The sequence below is a fragment of the Streptomonospora alba genome (genome assembly GCF_000826685.1).
In the GTDB taxonomy this organism is placed as follows: Bacteria; Actinomycetota; Actinomycetes; order Streptosporangiales; family Streptosporangiaceae; genus Streptomonospora; species Streptomonospora alba.
In genome coordinates this window covers 115,240-133,117 of sequence record NZ_JROO01000010.1, presented here as the reverse complement: position 1 = coordinate 133,117, position 17,878 = coordinate 115,240, and the positions used below count along the sequence as shown (strand labels likewise).

General features: G+C 70.0%; 18 protein-coding genes and 2 pseudogenes. 11 read left to right on the top strand and 9 right to left on the bottom strand.

The genetic code is table 11. The features are described from left to right. Positions 1-95: 95 nt before the first annotated feature. The gene (locus LP52_RS06770) at positions 96-1,535 is read right to left on the bottom strand and encodes a carboxylesterase/lipase family protein (RefSeq protein ID WP_040271685.1); all 1,440 of its coding nucleotides are present in this window, start codon (positions 1,533-1,535) and stop codon (positions 96-98) included. Positions 1,536-1,623: 88 nt separating this feature from the next. Further along, the gene (locus LP52_RS06765; protein WP_040271683.1) at positions 1,624-2,538 is read right to left on the bottom strand and encodes an MBL fold metallo-hydrolase; all 915 of its coding nucleotides are present in this window, start codon (positions 2,536-2,538) and stop codon (positions 1,624-1,626) included. 144 nt (positions 2,539-2,682) lie between these two features. Between LP52_RS06765 and LP52_RS06760 the strand changes: the two genes are divergently transcribed. After that, positions 2,683-3,567: a helix-turn-helix domain-containing protein gene (locus LP52_RS06760; RefSeq protein WP_040271680.1), complete on the top strand. Its 885-nt coding sequence runs from the start codon at positions 2,683-2,685 to the stop codon at positions 3,565-3,567. 463 nt (positions 3,568-4,030) lie between these two features. Here LP52_RS06760 and LP52_RS06755 read toward each other — a convergent pair whose 3' ends face one another. Continuing rightward, positions 4,031-4,285: a helix-hairpin-helix domain-containing protein gene (locus LP52_RS06755; protein WP_052809529.1), complete on the bottom strand. Its 255-nt coding sequence runs from the start codon at positions 4,283-4,285 to the stop codon at positions 4,031-4,033. A 203-nt stretch (positions 4,286-4,488) separates the two neighbouring features. On the opposite strand from LP52_RS06755, the pseudogene LP52_RS28930 reads away from it, so the two are divergent. After that, positions 4,489-4,821, top strand: a pseudogene (locus tag LP52_RS28930) (PhzF family phenazine biosynthesis protein); the annotation flags it as partial. Between the two features lie 84 nt (positions 4,822-4,905). Here LP52_RS28930 and LP52_RS06750 read toward each other — a convergent pair. The 5 genes and pseudogenes from LP52_RS06750 to LP52_RS06735 form a co-directional block, all read right to left on the bottom strand. Beyond that, positions 4,906-5,124, bottom strand: coding sequence for a hypothetical protein (locus LP52_RS06750; RefSeq protein WP_040271785.1), 219 nt, complete (start codon positions 5,122-5,124; stop codon positions 4,906-4,908). A gap of 552 nt (positions 5,125-5,676) precedes the next feature. Continuing rightward, complete coding sequence (locus LP52_RS28260) at positions 5,677-6,051, bottom strand: excalibur calcium-binding domain-containing protein (RefSeq protein ID WP_238580765.1); 375 nt, start codon at positions 6,049-6,051, stop codon at positions 5,677-5,679. Then, a pseudogene (locus LP52_RS28925) lies at positions 6,039-6,167 on the bottom strand (hypothetical protein); the annotation flags it as partial. The gene LP52_RS28260 and the pseudogene LP52_RS28925, both read right to left, overlap by 13 nt. A gap of 185 nt (positions 6,168-6,352) precedes the next feature. Further along, a complete protein-coding gene (locus tag LP52_RS06740) occupies positions 6,353-7,069 on the bottom strand; it encodes an ABC transporter permease (protein WP_040271678.1) in 717 nt (238 codons plus the stop codon). Positions 7,070-7,158: 89 nt separating this feature from the next. Next, positions 7,159-8,061: an ABC transporter ATP-binding protein gene (locus LP52_RS06735; protein ID WP_040271677.1), complete on the bottom strand. Its 903-nt coding sequence runs from the start codon at positions 8,059-8,061 to the stop codon at positions 7,159-7,161. Between the two features lie 163 nt (positions 8,062-8,224). Between LP52_RS06735 and LP52_RS06730 the strand changes: the two genes are divergently transcribed. From LP52_RS06730 to LP52_RS06710, 5 genes are all read left to right on the top strand, one after another. Beyond that, positions 8,225-9,376, top strand: coding sequence for a sensor histidine kinase (locus tag LP52_RS06730; RefSeq protein ID WP_040271676.1), 1,152 nt, complete (start codon positions 8,225-8,227; stop codon positions 9,374-9,376). Continuing rightward, on the top strand, positions 9,373-9,975 hold the full coding sequence (locus tag LP52_RS06725) for a response regulator transcription factor (protein ID WP_040271675.1): 603 nt from the start codon (positions 9,373-9,375) through the stop codon (positions 9,973-9,975). The genes LP52_RS06730 and LP52_RS06725 overlap by 4 nt, the downstream gene beginning before the upstream one ends. Positions 9,976-10,414: 439 nt before the next feature. Continuing rightward, positions 10,415-11,635 (top strand): MFS transporter, encoded by a 1,221-nt coding sequence (locus tag LP52_RS06720; RefSeq protein ID WP_040271673.1) that lies wholly within the window; start codon positions 10,415-10,417, stop codon positions 11,633-11,635. Further along, a complete protein-coding gene (locus LP52_RS06715; protein WP_040271671.1) occupies positions 11,622-12,374 on the top strand; it encodes a MerR family transcriptional regulator in 753 nt (250 codons plus the stop codon). The genes LP52_RS06720 and LP52_RS06715 overlap by 14 nt, the downstream gene beginning before the upstream one ends. 62 nt (positions 12,375-12,436) lie before the next feature. Further along, entirely contained in the window at positions 12,437-14,365 is a 1,929-nt protein-coding gene (locus LP52_RS06710) for a S9 family peptidase (RefSeq protein ID WP_040271669.1), read from the top strand. Positions 14,366-14,783: 418 nt separating this feature from the next. On the opposite strand, the gene LP52_RS06705 is transcribed toward LP52_RS06710, so the two are convergent. Continuing rightward, the gene (locus LP52_RS06705) at positions 14,784-15,722 is read right to left on the bottom strand and encodes a GlxA family transcriptional regulator (RefSeq protein ID WP_040271667.1); all 939 of its coding nucleotides are present in this window, start codon (positions 15,720-15,722) and stop codon (positions 14,784-14,786) included. Positions 15,723-15,893: 171 nt separating this feature from the next. On the opposite strand from LP52_RS06705, the gene LP52_RS06700 reads away from it, so the two are divergent. From LP52_RS06700 to LP52_RS06685, 4 genes are read left to right on the top strand one after another with little or no spacing between them, the layout of a single operon-like run. Continuing rightward, a complete protein-coding gene (locus tag LP52_RS06700) occupies positions 15,894-16,553 on the top strand; it encodes a DJ-1/PfpI family protein (protein ID WP_040271666.1) in 660 nt (219 codons plus the stop codon). Further along, on the top strand, positions 16,550-16,903 hold the full coding sequence (locus LP52_RS06695) for a hypothetical protein (protein ID WP_238580764.1): 354 nt from the start codon (positions 16,550-16,552) through the stop codon (positions 16,901-16,903). The genes LP52_RS06700 and LP52_RS06695 overlap by 4 nt, the downstream gene beginning before the upstream one ends. Next, a complete protein-coding gene (locus LP52_RS06690) occupies positions 16,900-17,397 on the top strand; it encodes a DUF2269 family protein (RefSeq protein ID WP_040271664.1) in 498 nt (165 codons plus the stop codon). Before LP52_RS06695 ends, LP52_RS06690 begins: the two co-directional genes overlap by 4 nt. Next, positions 17,394-17,654 carry a hypothetical protein gene (locus LP52_RS06685; RefSeq protein ID WP_040271663.1) on the top strand — a complete coding sequence of 87 codons (261 nt, stop codon included), beginning with the start codon at positions 17,394-17,396 and terminating at the stop codon, positions 17,652-17,654. The genes LP52_RS06690 and LP52_RS06685 overlap by 4 nt, the downstream gene beginning before the upstream one ends. The last annotated feature ends 224 nt before the right edge of the window (positions 17,655-17,878 follow it).

The window sequence follows — 17,878 nt, the reverse complement described above, 5'->3', positions numbered from 1 at the left end:
TCGCGGGGGTGTGGTTGGGCAGCAACCGACGGCGATCCCGGAGTAGGGGGCCACGGTCTGATCGCGCCGCAGACGGCGGTGACGGTGCGCGCCGCCTACCAGGCGGACAGGTCCCGCGCTTCGGTAGTCGCCGAAACCGCACCGAACCGGCGGATCCGGCCGCCCGCTCCGAACCGCGGCCACCCCGGATCCCCGGTGCGGGCGAATCCGGTCCACGCCGCGTGCATCTCCTCGGCCAACGCTTCCGGCGCCCCGTCCGGCCCCGTCATCGCCTGCGGGCCGCGCAGCCCTGAAACGTTCAGCCGGTCGAACACGAACGGCAACTCCATCGCGTGCGCCGCCCCGAGTTGCCCGTCGAGAGCGCTCGACCTCCAGGCGAATTCGTAGACGTGGGCGCCGCCGTGCGCCTCGGCGAGCCTGCGGGTACCGACGCCGAACAGCGCGTCGCCCAGGATGGCCGACCGCAGCTCGCCGGGGCCGGCGCCCGGCCGCCGCGCCTGATAGGCCGCGACGAGCCGGTCGGGGGCGCGGTGGGCGCGGGCAGCGGTGTCATGCACATCCTCGGCGGTCGATGCGGACAGGTCGCCTTGCGGCGCGAGGTAGAGGTTGCCTTCCTCGGCGTTGGTGCCGACGAGTAGGTCGACGTCGGCCAGGCGGCTTTCGGCCGGTTGGCGGTCCAGTACCAGGCTGAACGGGCTGAGTCCCATGAGCGGGTCGAAGCGGTGTTCCGTGCGCAGGTCGAGTCCCGCGATTCGGGGGACGACCGCGACCAGATCCTCGTCGGGCACCGCGGCGAAGCCCTCCGCGTCCGGTGCCACACCCAGCGTCTCTGCGGCTGCTCGGGTCACCCGTGCGCCCTGCTCGGGGGAGAACGCGCCCAGCCCGCTGCCGCTCTGCACGATCGCCCGATGGAACAGGTTTTCGGCCCGCGGATCGGCCAGCACACCCGCGACCGTCGTCGCGCCGGCCGATTGGCCCGCCAATGTGACGTTTCCGGGGTCGCCGCCGAAAGCCGCGATGTTGTGCTGCACCCACTGCAAGGCCGCCAACACATCGAGCAGCCCCCGGTTGCGCGGCGCCCCGGGCAGGTCCAGGAACCCGGCGACACCGAGCCGGTAATTCAGCGTTACGAGGACGACGCCGTCGCGGGCGAAGGCCTCGCCGTCGTGCAGAGGGGCACGGTTCGAGCCGGCGACGAACCCCCCGCCGTGCACGAATACCAGTACCGGACTGCGGTCGGCCCTGTTCGGGGACCAGATGTTCACGGTCAGGTACTCCTCGCCCTGCACCCAGCCGGGGCCGAAGTAGGGGGACATGTCCAGTTCCCCGAAGGCGTCCCGGCGGGGCTGCGGCGCGGTGGGTCCCGGCGACGTCGCGTCGCGCACGTTCGGCCAGGGGAGGGGCGGCTCGGGCGGGGCGAACCGGTCGGCGCCGGCGGGCGCCGCCGCGTAGGGGATGGAAAGGAAGCGGACCGCGGCGCCGTCGGCGCTGCCGCGGACGGCCCCCTTGGTGGTCGTCACGATCGGATCGGACACTGCGCACTCCTGCTCTGTGCTGTTCGCTGGTACCGGCTTCGGCGACGCTGCCGCCGGTGCCGACTCGCCGCGACGAGCCGGTCGGCCCTCAGATCCGGGCGAAGGGCGCCCACTCCCCGATGGCGAACGTGTCGCCCTCCCGGGTGACCTCTGCTCCGCCGTGTCCGCCCAGGTGGGCGGGGAACAGTAGTGCGCGGGTGTCGGCGGCCTCGCCCAGCAGCCGGCGCCGGGTGGCACGGGACTCAGCGGGGTCTTCGCAGAAGCAACTGCTGGCGTCGGGCTCCACAATCTGCAGCGCGGTGTGCACCAGGTCCCCGACGAAGAGCGCGCGGTCGCCGCCCGAAGCCATCCGAACCACCGAGGAACCCGGCGTGTGCCCTGGCGCGGCCTCCAGGTGCAGGTTGGCGTCGACGGTGTGGCCGTCCTCCCACAGCAGCGCCTGCCCGGCCGCGAATACCGGGGCCACACTGTCCTCGAACACGTTCTGGTTTCCGCGGCCCAGGTTCGGGGTGTGGCCGTTCGCCGGATTCCAGAAGTCGAAGTCCGCCTTCGGCATCAGGTAGGTGGCATTGGGGAACGTGGGCACCCATTCGCGGCCCGCGAGGCGGGTGTTCCAGCCGACATGGTCGACGTGGAGATGGGTGTTGACCACCAGGTCGACGTCCTCGGGCGCGAGTCCGGCCCGGGCCAGCTCGCCCAGGAAGTCGCTCTCCCTACGGCTCCAGACCGGCGAGTAGGGGCGTTCCTTGTGGTTGCCCACGCCGGTGTCGATCAGGATGGTCCGGCCCTCGCTGCGCAGCAGCCAGGTCTGGATGGCACTCATGACGACGTCGGAGTCGGCGTCGACGAAGTCGGGCGCGAGCCAGGGACTGTGCTTTTGCCAAGCTTCCTCCGGCGCCTCGGGGAAGAAGGTCCGCGGAGCGATGTCGACCGATCCGAAGTACTCCACGAGTCGGGCGACCGTGACGTCACCCAGCACGATTTCCTGCTTGTGTTCCTGCACGTCTGGCCCCGCTTCGTGCTCGGCGTCGTTTCCCGCTCAGGATCCGTCGCCCGTGTCGGGGCAGCCAGCCCTCCGCTGTGCGTATCCGCGTCAGGGGCAGGCTCGCGGTTCCGGAGGCGAGGGAGCCGCGCCTAGGCTGCTGGGATGACGACTTCTCGGGCGGCCGAGTGGACGGCCGCGGACCGGCTGGGCGACTTCTTGCGGGCGCGGCGGGCACGGTTGCGCCCCGAGGACGTGGGCTCGGCGGCGCTTCCCGGGCGCAGGCGCGTGGCCGGTCTGCGGCGCGAGGAGCTCGCGCAGTTGGCAGGGGTCAGCGTGTCGTACTACACGCGGTTGGAGCAGGGGCATTCGGCCAACGCCTCCGACGCCGTGCTGGACGCGATCGCGCGGGCGCTGCGGTTGGACGAACACGAGGCCGAGCATCTGCGGGAACTCGCTGCGCGGCGCCCCCGGCCCCTCAATCGGCCGTCGCCGGAGCGGGTCGACTCCCTTACCCGCGACCTGTTGCGCTCGCTGGGCGACGTGCCCGCAATGGTCCTGGGCCGCCGCACTGACGTGCTGGCCTGGAACCCGATGGCCCATGCGCTGCTCGCCGGGCACCTGGACCCGGCCGCACCGGACCGCCTCGCGGACCGGCCGAACCTGGCGCGGATGCTGTTCCTGGACCCCCACACTCGGGACCTGTACGTCGACTGGGAGCGCAAGGCACGAGCGGTCGTGGGGAGCCTGCGGCTCGTCGCGGGCCGCCACCCGGAGGATGGGCTGCTGGCGTCACTGGTCGGCGAGCTGTCTGTCCAGTCGGAAGAGTTCGCCGAGCTTTGGAGCGACCACCGAGTCAAGCCCTGCGAGGCGGACCGCTACCGGCTGCGCCACCCGCTGGTCGGCGAACTCACCGTTACGCAGCAGCTCCTCGCGGTTGCCCGCTCACCGGAGCAGTCGGTGGCGGTGGTCACCACCGAGGAGGGCTCCTCCGCCGCCGACTCACTCAAGCTGCTGTCCCGGTTCGCGGGGCCGGCCAGCGCCGACTGATACGGCCGTCCCTGCGGTGCCCAATGCAGGGGCGGCCGGGATCGCCGTCGTGCGGCGGCGAACGCGGCTTCGAGCTCGGTGAAGACCTCCCTGATCCGGGACACGTCCGTGTCGTCGTCAGGGCTGTTCTGATTGGCGGACCGGTCGTTCGTCTCGTCTCCTGCCATCGTCGGGGTCACGTGCTCCTACACCTCGCCCATCCCCCGCCATCCGATGCCCCTGCCGGGCGACTCGCGCGACTTCGGGAACCCCGTCCTCGGCCGGGCACGTGCGGTGGGTGTAGCGCCCCTCATTGACGGTGTGCGCGTTCGGCATCCCGCTGCGTCGAGATAGACCGGACGCCAAGGCGCCTGGCGCATGCCTGGTCGGCCTGGGACGGTCGCCCAGGGATGCGATAGCAGTGGCCGATCACTCCACGCGGTGCCGCTCCCACTCTGGCACTGGACCGTCCGGGAGCCGGGTCTCACTCATCTCGGAAACTCAAGCCCCTCAGGCGCAATTCTTCACGCAGGATGCGGATCGCCTTGGGGCCGACGCCATGGATGTCGAGCAGTTCACGCTCCGAGCGGTCAGCCAACTGCGCGTACCTGGTGAGGCCGTGCACGGCCAACTCTCGGCGCGCGACCTTGCCGATCGACGAAGGGAACTCGGACTCTTCGACCGTCAATCTCGATGCCTTCTGCTCACGTCTTGATAAGGCAACCACATCAGTGATCATGGCCCGACGACCCGATCGGACCGTCTCTGGGCCGATGATATCGAGCGTCGGCCGGTTTTCCCGGAATTTTCGCGGCCGGTGCCGGAAAGTACCGCACTGGACAGACCGAAGACGAAGCACCTGGAAACGGCCAGATCAAATCTGACACTCCACTATGTGTGCGGACGCGCTGAGGGCCGCTGCGGTTTCGCACCGGCGCCGGCGTGCTCACCGTCGAGCCCGGCGACGGCTACCTCTGGCTCGACCTGCCCGCCTACCCGCCGTCCGCCGCCGCCCCGCCCGACGGTGCCCGCGCGGCCATAGGCGCCGAACCCGTCTGGAGCGGGCGCACCGGGCTGGGCGACGTGCTGCTGGCCTACGACACCGCAACCCGGGTGCAGGCACTGCGCCCCGACCTCGCATCCCTGACCCGCGCCATGACCGGTCGGCGCGGGTTGATCGCCACCGCACCGGCCGATGACGGGGACGAGCACGCGCTCGTGTCGCGGTTCTTCACCCCGACCGCCCGGAATCCCGAGGACCGCGTCACCGGAAGCGCCCACACCGCAACTGACGGGCCGTTCGCCCTTCGCGGCGCAGACCGGCGCCGTGGCACGCTATCCACCCCCAATGGGCGGGCGCTACTTGCGTGTCTCCTCCAATCGGAGTGCGACGCCCAACGCGAAGAACGTCGGTGCCCATTCGCCAACGAATATCCCCCACCGGTCGGCACGATCGGTGTCGGCTCTTTCCTTCGCCTTCGAGGCCGACCAGGCCAAGACACTCAGGCCGATGGAGACAGCCCCTGCGGCGTAGGCCATATCGGAGGTGACGCCGGCCTGGGACAACTTCTCGATCATAGCGATCACCATCTATCGCTGTTCGTAGGATTCACCACAGCGGGCTGCCCCACCTTGCGTCAATGCAACCCGAGCAGAAACCAAAAGCGGCTTGAACAAAGGGGCAGACATGCGTCCCAGGCGGCTGCTTGGACGGATGGCGCTTTTCGAAAGCTCATCGCACGCGTGGAGGCCCCTCGGTCACCGATCCACTCGAAGCGCTCATCGAGCGCGCACGCCCACCACGGGGCCTCCACCACCGGCATGAGCGCGGCGTGCTCGTCGGACTCCCTCAACGGGTTTGGCCGCCGTGCAGCGGGCCACGGCCTCGTCATAGCCGCGCCGCGCGAACGCGGAGTGCGGCTGCCGCCGCACTCACCACGGCCACCACCCCTCCCCCATTTTCAGGAACCCGTATGCGTCCATCGTCACCGCCCCCATGTAGGAGGCGCTGTCGCTCTGGGCCCGCGACACGCCCACGCCCAGCGGGGTCGTTGGGGCGTTCCGCGACGGTTCGGCGACGCCTGACCCGCCGGGCGTGCAGCCCGACACGAGAGTGCCGGGCCCTGGGCGTCACGTTTCGCAGCCGACCCCGTCACCGTCACGGTCGAGATGGCGACCGTACCCGGGCTCGCCGACATGGACCGGGGCCGCACCGGCCGCGCGAGCCGCGTCGCAGTTCGCGTAATGGGGCGCCGGCTCCGGCTCGGGCTCGGGTTCGGGCTCATACTCAGGCTCAGGCTCGGGTTCAGGTTCCGGTTCGGGCTCGGGGGCGCGCGTGGTTTCAGGGACTACCGGCTCCGGGCTGACCGTTCGTCCCCGCTCCTCGTCTTCGTCGACGGGCTGCTCCTCGGGTGTCGCACTCGGCGTTGCAGACGCAGCGGGAGACGGCGACTCTCGGCCAGGGCAGTCTGGACGCCGCGGGGCTTCTCCACGAGGTAGTCCCACGCGGACCGGAGGATGTCGTCCGCCGGCGGACGATCCTCGATCGCCGCCACGCGCCTCGTCCCGCCCCAGCCAGGCTCGGTGCGCACGTGGCCGCGGAGCCCGAGGTCCGCGAACACCGCCACCGCGAGGGTGTAGAAGAGCGTGTTCGCACCCGCGACGGTCCCGGCGCCGGACCGAAGACCGGCGTACGGCTGGAACAGGAGAAGCGGAATTCCACGGGGGCGGTGACCGCAGCGCGGCCGCGGACGTGTGTGGGCGCAGGTGCCAGTACCACCCGGCCGACCGCCCCCTCGCGGGCTCGTCAGCGACGCGGCTCCCAGCGGAAGACTCGCGTGGCCAGGACGACGGCGACGACGACCCAGGCCAGGGTGGGCGCCAGAAGGACGAGCGAGTCCGCGAAGGCGACCCCGCCGTTCCAGGCGTTGACGACCAGTTCGGCGGCGGAGCCGCCGGGGAGTATCCGCTTGACCAGGGAAAACTCCTCGGTGCCGCTGAACCCCACCCAGCCGGACACGGCGAGTACACCGACGAGGATGGGCAGCGTGGTCACCTGGGCGTGTTCGGGCGAGTTGGTCACCCCGGCTGTGGCCAACGCCAGGCCGAGCATCATGATCACCGTCGCGAGGACGGCCGCCACCAAAAGGAGCAGCTCGGCCGGCGGGTCGGCGACCACGGACAGCACGGTCAGGATCACGGCGACCTGGACGATCGTGATGGCGGTGACCGGGAGCAGCAGCCCGGAGAGGATGCGGGTGTCGTCCACCGCCGTGGAGCGCAGACGCTTGAGGAAGAGGTTCTGGCGGCGCGAGGCGAGCGTGGTCACGGCGGTGGTGTAAAGCCCCATCGCCACCACGAGGAACATCAGCACCGCGGCGACGGCCCCCAGGTCCAGGCCCGGGATGCGGTCGTGCAAGTACATGTAGAACGCGCTGGACGCGGCGGGAACGATGAGCATGGTGACCAGAACCAGCCGGTTCCGGAAGACCTGGATCAACTCGCTCTGAGCGATCGCGAACATGGTGAGAATCCCCTTGTCGGAAGGTGCGGGGTGGGTGGCGGACTGCTCGGACGGCGCGAGCGGCGCCGGCGGCCGGACCGGCCGGCGGTCTACGCGTTCTGCTCGCTGCCGATGGAGCGGAAGACGTCGTCGAGCCGGGTCGGCCCGGCCTGGAGCTCGCGCAGCTCCACGGCGCGGTCCTGTGCCCAGTTCAGGAGCACGTGCAGGTCCTTCTGCAGACTGGTGGTCTCGACGAGGAACGTTCCGTCACTCTCGCGCGTGGCCGGGAGCGGAAGGTCCGGAGCGGAGGACGGAAGGGAGAAGCGAACGGTGGCGGGCAGGGTCCGCGTGAGTTCGGAGACGGTCCCTTCACGGTGGAAGACTCCCCGGTGCATGAGCCCGATCCGGTCGGCGCGCTGCTGGGCCTCCTCCAGGTAGTGCGTGGTGAGGACGATGGTGGAGCCGTCCTCGCGCAGCCGGTCCACTTCGTGCCACAGGTGGTCCCGGGACTGGATGTCCAGGCCGGTGGTGGGCTCGTCCAAGAAGACCAGTTCCGGGGACCCGTAGACGGCGGTGGCGAAGTCCAGGCGCCGCTTCTCGCCGCCGGAGAGCTGGGACACCTTGATCCCGGCCTTGCTCGTGAGATCGACGATGTCGAGCAGACGCTCGACCCGGTCGGTGCGCTGGGTGAGCCTGCCGATCAGCCGGACCGACTCCGCAACGGTCAGGTCCGGTGAGAATCCGCTCTCCTGCAGCATGATTCCGGTGCGGGGCCGGACGGCCGCCCGATCGCGCGGGCTCTGCCCGAAGACCCGCACGGTGCCCGAGGAGGCGGCGCGGTGGCCTTCGACCGTCTCCAGAGCGGAGGTCTTGCCCGCACCGTTCGTGCCGAGCAGGGCGTAGAGCTCCCCGCGCTGCACCTGGAAGGACAGGTCTTTGACGGCGTGGAAGTCGCCGTACTCGACGTTCAGACGTTCGACGTCGATGACTGGTGTGGTCGCTGTGGAGCTCATGTCCCCATTCCAGCCCTCAGCGCGCCTGCCCGGCAGTGCGGCCACGTCACCACTTCGCCATGACCTTTCTCCAGGTGACGACATGACATGGGGTCACTGGTGGCGCGGCGGGGTCGGAAGAATACTGGGACGCGCCCCGCTGCTCGTTCCCGGAAGGGCCCACATGACGTTCGAGCGCACCGAAGTGACGCAGGTACAACTGCGGACGCTCAACCTCAACATCGTGTTCGCGTCGCTCTCCGCCGTAGGGGCGCTGCTGATCTCGATGAACGCGGAGAACCTGGGCCAGGTCATAGTCCTGGTCCTGGGCGTGGTGGCGGCCGTGCTGGCCGTCCGGGGACGGTCGGGGGACCATCATTATCGCCTCACGCTTCCCAGCCTGGTCGTCGCCTCGGCCGTGTGGATCTTCGGAGTACTGGCGCTGGACAGCGCGTCCGCGTCCTTCGGCATCTCCGTCGTGGGCACCGTCGTCGTCTTCCAGCTGCCGCGCCACCGCCGCGCTGCCGCCCTGGGGCTGGTCGCCCTCGTCCTGGTTGTGATCGCCGTGAAGACGCTGAGGACACCGGAAGACGTTTCCGGCGCCCTGGTCGAATACTCCGTCGGCTCCTTGAGCGTCGCCGTGGTGGGGGTCGTCTTCGCGACCCTCGACCACATGGTCTCCGACCTCATCGCAGAACTGGAGAAGGCCCGGGAGCGCGACGCGGAGCTGGCCGTGGCCCGGGAACGCGTGCGTTTCGCCAACGACCTGCACGACATCCAGGGCCATACCCTCCACGTGGTGAAGCTGAAGGTCGCGTTGGCCCGGAAGCTGGTACACAGAGACACCGACCAGGTGGAGCGGGAGCTGAGCGAGGTGCACGAGCTGGTCGGCGACACCATCGCCCAGACCAAGGAGCTCGCCTACGCGCAGCGGCGGCTCAACCTGTCCGCGGAGGTGGAGAACGCGAAGAACCTCTTCGAGGCCGCGGGCATCCGCGTCCGCGTCGACCGCGAGGCTGCCGTCGAAGGCGAGACCGAGAGCGGGGCCGGGCCCGGGGCCGGCACCCCCGCGGGCGAGCTGCTCGGCCAGGTCCTGCGGGAGACGACCACCAACATCCTGCGACACGCCCAGGCCGGGCAGGTGCGGATCACGCTCTCGGGCACGGGCATCACCATCGTCAACGACGGCGTGCACGAGACCGCGCCGCCCGAACTCAGAGGGCTCTCCGCTCTCCGGGACCGGGTGGAGCGCGACGGCGGCACGCTAACCGTGGAGCAGAAGGACGGGCGGTTCCTGACCGCCGCGACACTCCCCCGGCGGAAGGACGACCGATGACCACCGTGGTGCTCGCCGACGACGAGGCTCTCCTCCGCAAGGCGCTGGCTTCGTTGCTGCCGCTCGAGGGCGAGATCACCGTACTGGCCGAGGGCGAGGACGGGGAGTCGGCCGTGGCGGCCACACTGCGCCACCGGCCCGACGTGCTCGTCATCGACCTGGAGATGCCCGGCGTGGACGGGCTGGGCGCCGTGGCGGCGATCCGCCGCGAACTGCCGGACCAGGTGATCCTGATGCTGACCCGTCACGCCCGGCCCGGGGTGCTCCGCCGGGCGCTCAAGCTCGGTGTGCAGGGCTTCGTCAGCAAGTCCGCGGAACCGGCCCACATCGCGTCGGTCATCACGACACTGCGCGATGGCAGGCGGTGGGTCGACCCGGACGTCTCCGCGCTCGCGGTCGTCGACGACAATCCGCTCACCGACCGGGAGATGGACGTACTGCGGGCGACGGGTGAAGGCTACTCGGCCGCCGATATCGCCACCCGGCTCCACCTGGCGGAGGGCACGGTGCGCAACTACCTCTCGAACGCGATGCAGAAGACCCAGGCACGGACCCGGCACGAGGCGGCGCGGTACGCGCGCGAACACGACTGGCTCTAGCTGGGCCCTATTCGAAAAGGTGTCGTTGCGAGGTCGCGTAGCCAGATGTCGATCACGCGACCTGGACCGCTCGTGTATCGGCGTGGAGGTGCTCGTGCACCGATCTGCCGAGCAGCTTCACAAGCTCCGTCTCGACATGGTCGTCGGTGAGAAAGTGATCGGCCATCTCGCTGTGGCTGGACTGGTTGCCCAGCACCCAGCCGGCACGTCTGGATGCGCCCGGCTGTGACAGTACGGCCAGCTCATGCCTGATGTTCTATGCCGAACGGGGCCTGGACCTCGGCGCGGTCGAGGTGCGGAGCTGGACGGAGCTGGCGGGCTGGATCGCGGCGGAAGGCGACGCGCCCCGCGGGGCGCGTCGCCTTCCGCGTCGGGCACCGGGACTGCGGCTGAGCTTCGTGCTTGACCCCGACGTGACGTCAGAGTCTTCTCTGATCACATGCCACTCGTCGCACTTGCCTACTACGCCTCTCACCTGCTGAGCCTGCTCGGCAACGGCATCGCCTCGGTGGCGCTGCCGCTGATCGTCTTGCAGACCACGGGCAGCCCGCTGGGGATGTCCGCCCTGGCGACCGCGGCCGCGGTCCCCTCCGTCGTGGCCGGCCTCCTCAGCGGGGTGATCATCGACCGAATCAACAGGCTTACGGCATCGGTGGTCTCGGATGTCATCTCCGCCGCGGCGATCGCGGCGCTGCCGCTCGTGGACATGCTGTGGGGCCTCGACCTGGTGTGGTTCATTCTGTTGGGCATCCTGGGCGCGTTCGGGGACGTGCCCGGCATGACGGCCCGTGAGGTCCTCGCTCCGATGGTGGCCCGGCACGCCGGTCTCGATTTGCGGCGCGTGGTGGGCGTGCGCCAGACCCTGACCTCCGTCGCCTTGGTGGTCGGACCCGCTGCCGCCGGTGTGCTGCTGGCCGCCGTCGACTCCATGGCCGTGCTGTGGATCACGGCGGCGACATCCGCGCTCGCAGCGGTGCTGACCCGGATGTTGCCGCGCCGCCTCGGGGAGGTCGACGCCTCCCGCGCCGCGCGCCAAGCCCTGATGCGGGAGCTCGTGGATGGCCTGCTGGTCGTGGGAAGGAGCCGATTCCTGATGGGCACGACCTTCTTGGTCCTCGGTCTGGCCGTCGCGCTCGGCGGACTGCAGGGGCTGGTGATGCCGGTGTACTTCGACCTCATCTCCCGCCCCGAACTGCTGGGCCTGGTCCTCACTGTCTTAGCCGCCGGAATGCTGGTCGGAGCGACGATCTACAGCGCCATCGGAGCCCGGTTGTCGTCGCGGACATGGTTGTCGGCGGGGTTCATCGTCACTTCCGTAGGATTCGCTCTGATGGCTTCGCTGCTCTCCCCGGCGGTAGTGTTCGCCGGGGCGGCGGCCCTGGGACTCGGCAATTCCGTGGTCGGAGCGGTCACCGGTGTCCTGCAAGTCCAGCACGTCCCCGGCGCACTTCTCGGACGGGTGCTCAGCGTGAAGACAGCCCTGCTGACGGTTGCCGCGCCGGCGGGGATCGGGCTGGCAGGTGTGCTCGCGGAGCTCGGCTCGCCGCTGCTGGCCGCGGTCAGCGTCACCGGGGTGTGGATCCTGGTGCTACTGGCCGTGATCGGTTCGCGTGCCCTGCGCGACCTGGCCCCGAAGGAGATGCCCGATGCTCAGCAGTGAACTCGCCGACCTGGCCGGCGTCACCGTGCGCACGCTGCGGCACTATCACCAGATCGGACTGCTGCCCGAGCCGCCGCGAACATCCGGGGACTACCGGCAGTACGACGTCGGCCACCTCGTGCGCGTCCTGCGAATCACGCGACTGACGGCGCTGGGTCTCCCACTGTCCGCCCTCCCCGACGTGCTGGACGATCCCACGGTAGCCGAGGAGCTGCTCGACCAGCTCGATCGCCAGGCCGCCGCCGAGATCGAACGCCTCACCGCCCGCCGCGCCAGCATCGACGTGCTGCGCAGCACCGGGGCCCCGCCCGACCTGCCGCCGGAACTCTCCGCATGGCAGGCGGGACCCGGTCCGGGCGTGCCCGAGGACATGGTCGGGTACGAACGCGAGCAACTCATCCTGATCGCTCACCTGCTCGGGGAGAAGGGCACGGCAAGTCTGGCCGCCCTGCTCGATGTCCCGGAGGACGCCAGGGCGGCCTCCGCCGCGCTGACCGCGCGCTTCTACGCCCTTGATGCCGATACGCCGGAGCATGACGTCGAGGCACTGATCGATGAATGGGTCGAGCAGATCCGACCGCTCGTGACGAGCACGGAGGGCATGCCGTCCCTCGACCCCCTCGCCCCCGCGCTGCTGGACCAGCTGGGCGCCCGCGGCCTCCGCCCGGTGCAGCACCGCGTGGTGCGGGCCCTCCAGCAGCGCCTCACACGGGAGCGGCCCGACGCACACGACGCTTGAGCCCGACGCGGCGTCAGGGTGTCGACTGGGGCATCCGCACCCACCGACCAGGAGGCCCCGTCATGACCGCCGTTCCCGCCCTGATCCCTGTCGAGGATCTCTACGCCCCGCCCACCCGCAGCCGCGCCCTGCTTTCCCCGGACGGGACCAGGATCGCCTACCTCGCCCCCTGGCACGGCCGGCTCAACGTGTTCCTCCGTGACGTCGACTCGGACTGGTCCGCACCCGACCTCGAGGACGGCTCGGGAACCCCCGCCGCCCGACGGATCACCTCCGAGACACGGCGCAACATCGACCGGTTCTTCTGGAGCGTCGACGGCCGCCACCTCCTGTTCCAGCAGGACACTGACGGCGATGAGAACTGGCATCTCCATCGCGTCGACCCGGCGCGGCCCGAGAAGTCCGCGGTGGACCTGACCCCGTACGAGGGCGTGCGCCTCCTGGACGCGCAGCTGTCGCCGGACCGGCCCGGGACGGCGTTCGTGCAGCTCAACAAGCGCCGTGCCGACCTGATCGACTTCTTCGAGCTCGACCTCATGAGCGGGGAGCTCACGCCGGTCGCCGAGAGCTCCGGCGACGTGATCTCGTGGCTGCGCGTCCCGGGGCGGGTGCTGGCCTTCACGATCGAGGAGGGCGGCGAGCACGTGCTGTCCGAGCGGACCGGCGGAGAGCCGCGAACGATCGCCCGCTTCCCCCAGTCCGACATCCTCCTCGGCGTCCTCCCCGCGGTTCCCACCGCGGACGGCATGGGGCTGTGGATCGGGTCCGCGCGCGGCTCGGACCTCACCCGGGTGGCGCGCCTCGACCTGGAGACCGGGGAGGAGACGGAGGTCGACAGCCACCCCGTGTTCGATCTGGACACTCCTCGGCCAGAGGCGGACCCACGATTCGCCTCGTCGCTCATCATCCATCCGGCCACCGGCGACCTGCTCGGCGTCCGGTACCTCGGCGACCGTCAGGACATCCACGCGCTCGAGCCGCACTTCGCCGAGATCCTGCCCCACCTGACCGAGCTCTCGGACGGCGACCTCTCCCACGTCTCCACCGATACGTCGGGACAGCGCTGGGTCGTGGAGTTCACGCACGACCGTGACCCGGGCGTCACCTGGTTCTACGACCACGCCTCCAGAAAGGCGCGTCGCCTGTTTCGCCCGTTCCCGCATCTCGACCCCGAGCAGCTGGCCCCGGTCACCCCCGTGACTCTCACCGCCCGTGACGGTCTGCCCCTTCCCAGCCACCTCACCCTCCCGGTAGGCCTCGAGCCGCGGAACCTGCCGACGGTGCTGCTCGTGCACGGCGGTCCCTGGTACCGCGACAGCTGGGGCTATGACCCGGAGGTGCAACTGCTCGCCAACCGGGGGTACGCGGTGCTTCAGGTCGACTTCCGCGGCTCCACCGGCTACGGGAAGGCCCACCTCGAGGCGGGGATCGGCGAGTTCGCCGGGCGCATGCACGACGATCTGATCGACGCCCTCGACTGGGCGATCGACCGAGGCCTGACCGACCCGAACCGGGTCGCGATCTACGGCAGTTCCTACGGCGGCTATGCCGCGCTCGTCGGAGCCGCCTTCACCCCCGACCGGTTCGCCGCGGCGATCAGCTACACAGGCATGTCCGACCTCGTCGACCTCGTCGAAGGGGTGGTCCCCTTCGCCCGCCGTGCCGTCGAGAACAGCTACCTGCGCCACATCGGCGACCCCGAGATCCCCGAGCAGAGGGCGGACATGCTCGCCCGCTCCCCGATCAGCCGGGTCGAGGACATCACCGCCCCGGTGCTGCTGATCCACGGCGCCAACGACGTCCGCGTGCACCGGCGCAACTCCGATCGCGTCGCCGAGGCCCTGCGCGACCGCGGCCGCGAGGTCGAGTACCTGCTCAACGAGACCGAGGGGCATTGGTTCGTCAACCCCGAAAGCAACATCGAGCTGTACAGGCGGCTCGAGAGCTTCCTGGCGAGGCACCTGGGAGGGCGCTCCTCGGAGGCGTCGTGACATGACGCCCGGACCCTGACCGCGGGCGCGCCGAGCGCCCGCGGTCAGGCGCCGACCAGGGCGGGCTCGCGTCGGCGTTCCTCGGCCCGGTAGCGGACGGGGGAGGCGCCGACGACACGGAGGAACGTCGAGGTATGAGATCCGTTCATTCATCCCGAGCGCCGTGCCTACAACGTCATGACGACAGGGCACGCCGGCGCAACTGTTCGACGCTTGGCCGGTCGGGAAGTCGACTGGCGGGCATCACGACCTCCTGGTCCATGCCTGCGGTCCGCAGTTCAGGCACACGCGGAGGCGGTGCGTACTCGCCGGCGTGCCTCCTCCCGGATTCGGTCGGGCTCAGCCCTTTCCGCGGACCCGGAGGCGTCCCGCACTCCTTGTTTCAGGCTGCTGGACAACGCGAAGCTCGCGTGGCGCTTTATGAGCGGAAGGTTTTGCGGTATCCGCTGGGAGTGACACCGACGGTCTGCGTGAATTGGGCGCGGAAGTTGCTGGCGCTGGAGAAGCCGGTCTGTGCGGCGATCCGGTCGACGGTGTGGTCGGTGGTTTCCAGCAGTTCCTGGGCGTGGCGGATGCGCACGCCGGCGAGCCATTGGACGGGGCTTTGCCCGACCTCGGCGGTGAAGCGCCGCGTGAGCGTGCGGACGCTCGTGCCCGCCGCTTCGGCGATGTCGGCAAGCGCGAGGCCGCGGTGCGCGTTCTCCTCGATCCACGCCAGCACGTGTTCCAGCGTGGCGGTCTGATATGTCGGGCGGTTGCGAAGGATGTACTGCGCCTGCCCGCCGCTGCGGTGCAGCGGAGCGACCGCGAGGCGGGCCGCGTCGGCGGCGACCGCCACCCCGTAGTCGGTTTGCACGATGTGCAGGCACAGGTCTAGCCCGGAAGCGGCGCCCGCGGAGGTGAGCACCTGGCCGTTGTCGGTGTAGAGCACGTCGGGGTCGACCCGGACGGCCGGGTAGCCGCGAGCGAGCTCATCAGCGGCGCGCCAGTGGGTGGTGGCCTCCTTGCCGTCCAGCAACCCGGCTTCAGCGAGGGTGAACGCACCAACGCAGATTGAAGCGACTCGGGCTCCCCGATCCGCAGCGGAGCGGAGCGCGTCCAGCACCGCGCGGGGTGTCGATCGGACGGGGTCGTTCCTGCCGGGTACGACGATGAGGTCGGCGCGCTCGAGGAGGTCGAGGCCCTCATCGACCGCGAGCCGCAGCGGTCCGGCATCGACCACCGGCTCCGGTCCGGCGACGATCACACGATAGCCGGCGCGGCCATCGGGCAACCGGACGCGGCCGAACGTCTCGATGGGTGTGGCCAGATCGAAGGCGATCGCATCGTCAAGCGAGAGCACTACCACCGTGCGCATCGCTCGATCCTAGCGCCCAATCCTCCTGAACCCACTATGCGCGTCGCGGTCGCGCCGTTCGGCGAGTGTGGCCGGATTCAGGAGGAAAGTGGCCTGAACGCCACTGGGCGCACGGGCCGACCATCAGCAGCATGGATGGAAGGAAGCAACCCCCGGCAGAAGGGACCGGCCATGCAAGCGCGTGCACGATTCGTGCTCTTCGACGGCTTCGACCCGCTCGACGTCGTCGCCCCATTCGAGGTGTTCTCCGCCGGACGTGACGCGTCCGGCGGAGGTCTCGACCTCGAGCTCGTCAGCGCGGAAGGCCCGCGCACGGTGCCGTCTGGTACCTCAGGGCTGTCGCTGACCGCGACCGGGTACGTGGACCCCTCGGCCCCGGGATATGTCGTGATCCCGGGCGCGTCCGGGCCTGTCGACGGCGACCCGGACGCCGGAGTCGACACGGTTCCGGTCCTGCTTTCCCGGTTCGCGGCCGGCGATGCCGCGCTCCAGCTCACCCGTGCTCTCCAGGAGCCCGGCGTCACGGTGGCGACCGTCTGCGGTGGAGCCCTCGCCTTGGCGATGGCCGGCCTGGTGGAAGGGCGCACGGCGACCACCCACGTACTCGGCATCGACATGCTCGAGGCGACCGGCGTCACCGCGGTGCGGGCGCGCGTGGTCGACGATGGCGACCTCGTCTCCGCGGGCGGTGTTACCTCGGGACTCGACCTGGGGCTCTACCTCCTCGAACGCGACTTCGGACCGCAGATCGCCCATGCCGTGGAGCAGCTGTTCGAGTACGAACGCCGCGGCACCGTCTGGAAGAACACCGGGCGCGTTCCGGCCGCATGACCCACCACGACGAACGGGAGGCATCGAGCGCCATGAGCGGCATCACCGGAACCTGGCACCTGCGCATGAAGACGCCCATCGGCACCATCGACGCCCACTACCGCTTCACCGACACCGGCGACGGGCTCACCGGCATCGCGGCCGGTGCGGGCGAACAGGTGCCGCTGCACGACATCGTCCGCGAACCCGTCACCGGCGGGGAACGCGTCATCTGGCAGCAGAGCATCACCAAACCGCTCCGCTTGAATCTCGCCTACGACGTCACCGTGGTCGGCGACCACCTGACCGGGCACTCCCGCGCCGGGCGGCTGCCCCGCACGGCCGTCACGGGTGAACGGACCGGCGCATGACCGCCTTGCTCCTGTCCATCCACGTCCTCGCCGCGATCCTGACCATCGGCCCGATCGCCGTCGCGGCCAGCATGTTCCCCCCGGCAGCCCGTGCTGCCCATCAGTCGCCGGATGCCCCCGCGAAGACCGCCGTGGTTCGGGTCCTGCACCGCATCACCCGCGTCTACGCCGTCGTAGGAATCCTCGTTCCGGTTTTCGGCCTGGCCACCGGTGCCAGTCTCGGAGTGCTCGGTGACGCGTGGCTCATCGTTTCGATGATCTTGACGGCCGCTGCGGCGGTCGTCCTCATCGCCCTCATCCTCCCCGCCCAGGGCCACACGCTCACGGTGCTCGAACCCGCCGTGACGCCGGAGGCCGTCAGGCCTGTGGAGGAAGCCCCCGACCGCATCGGTCGGCGCCTGGCGATGCACACCGGCGTCTTCAATGTCCTGTGGGCGGTCGTGGTCGTTCTTATGATCTACCGCCCCGGATCGACCACGGGAGTCGGGCAGTGAACCCGCGCGGCACACTCCGCCTCGCCGGCGTTATCGAACCAGCGACGCTGCTCGTGATGCTGCTGAATATGGCCACATACCATCTACCAGCCGTTTCCAGCGTCCTCGGCCCGCTCCACGGCCTCGCCTACGCTACAACCGTCATCGCCGCGATTCTGGTGAACGGGCGCCACCGTGTCTGGCTCCTCGCGCTTATTCCCGGCATTGGCGGACTCCTCGCCGCGCGCCACGCCACCCGGTCCACCCTCGTGTCCTGAGCCTGAAGTCCGTTCCAGTATCGGGCGAGGGAGGCGAGGACCTCTTCGGCGGACTTGCGCCCGACGAACGGGCGAGGCTCGCTATTCCAGTGCTCGATCCCAAGGCACTCTTGAATGAGGTGCATCTCGACTTCGCGAGTGCTGAGAGATTTTCGTCTGAGGAGGGAGCGGGTGATCTCGGCGAGGGACAGTCGCGTTGATGGCCGGTGGGCGGCGGTTCTGCC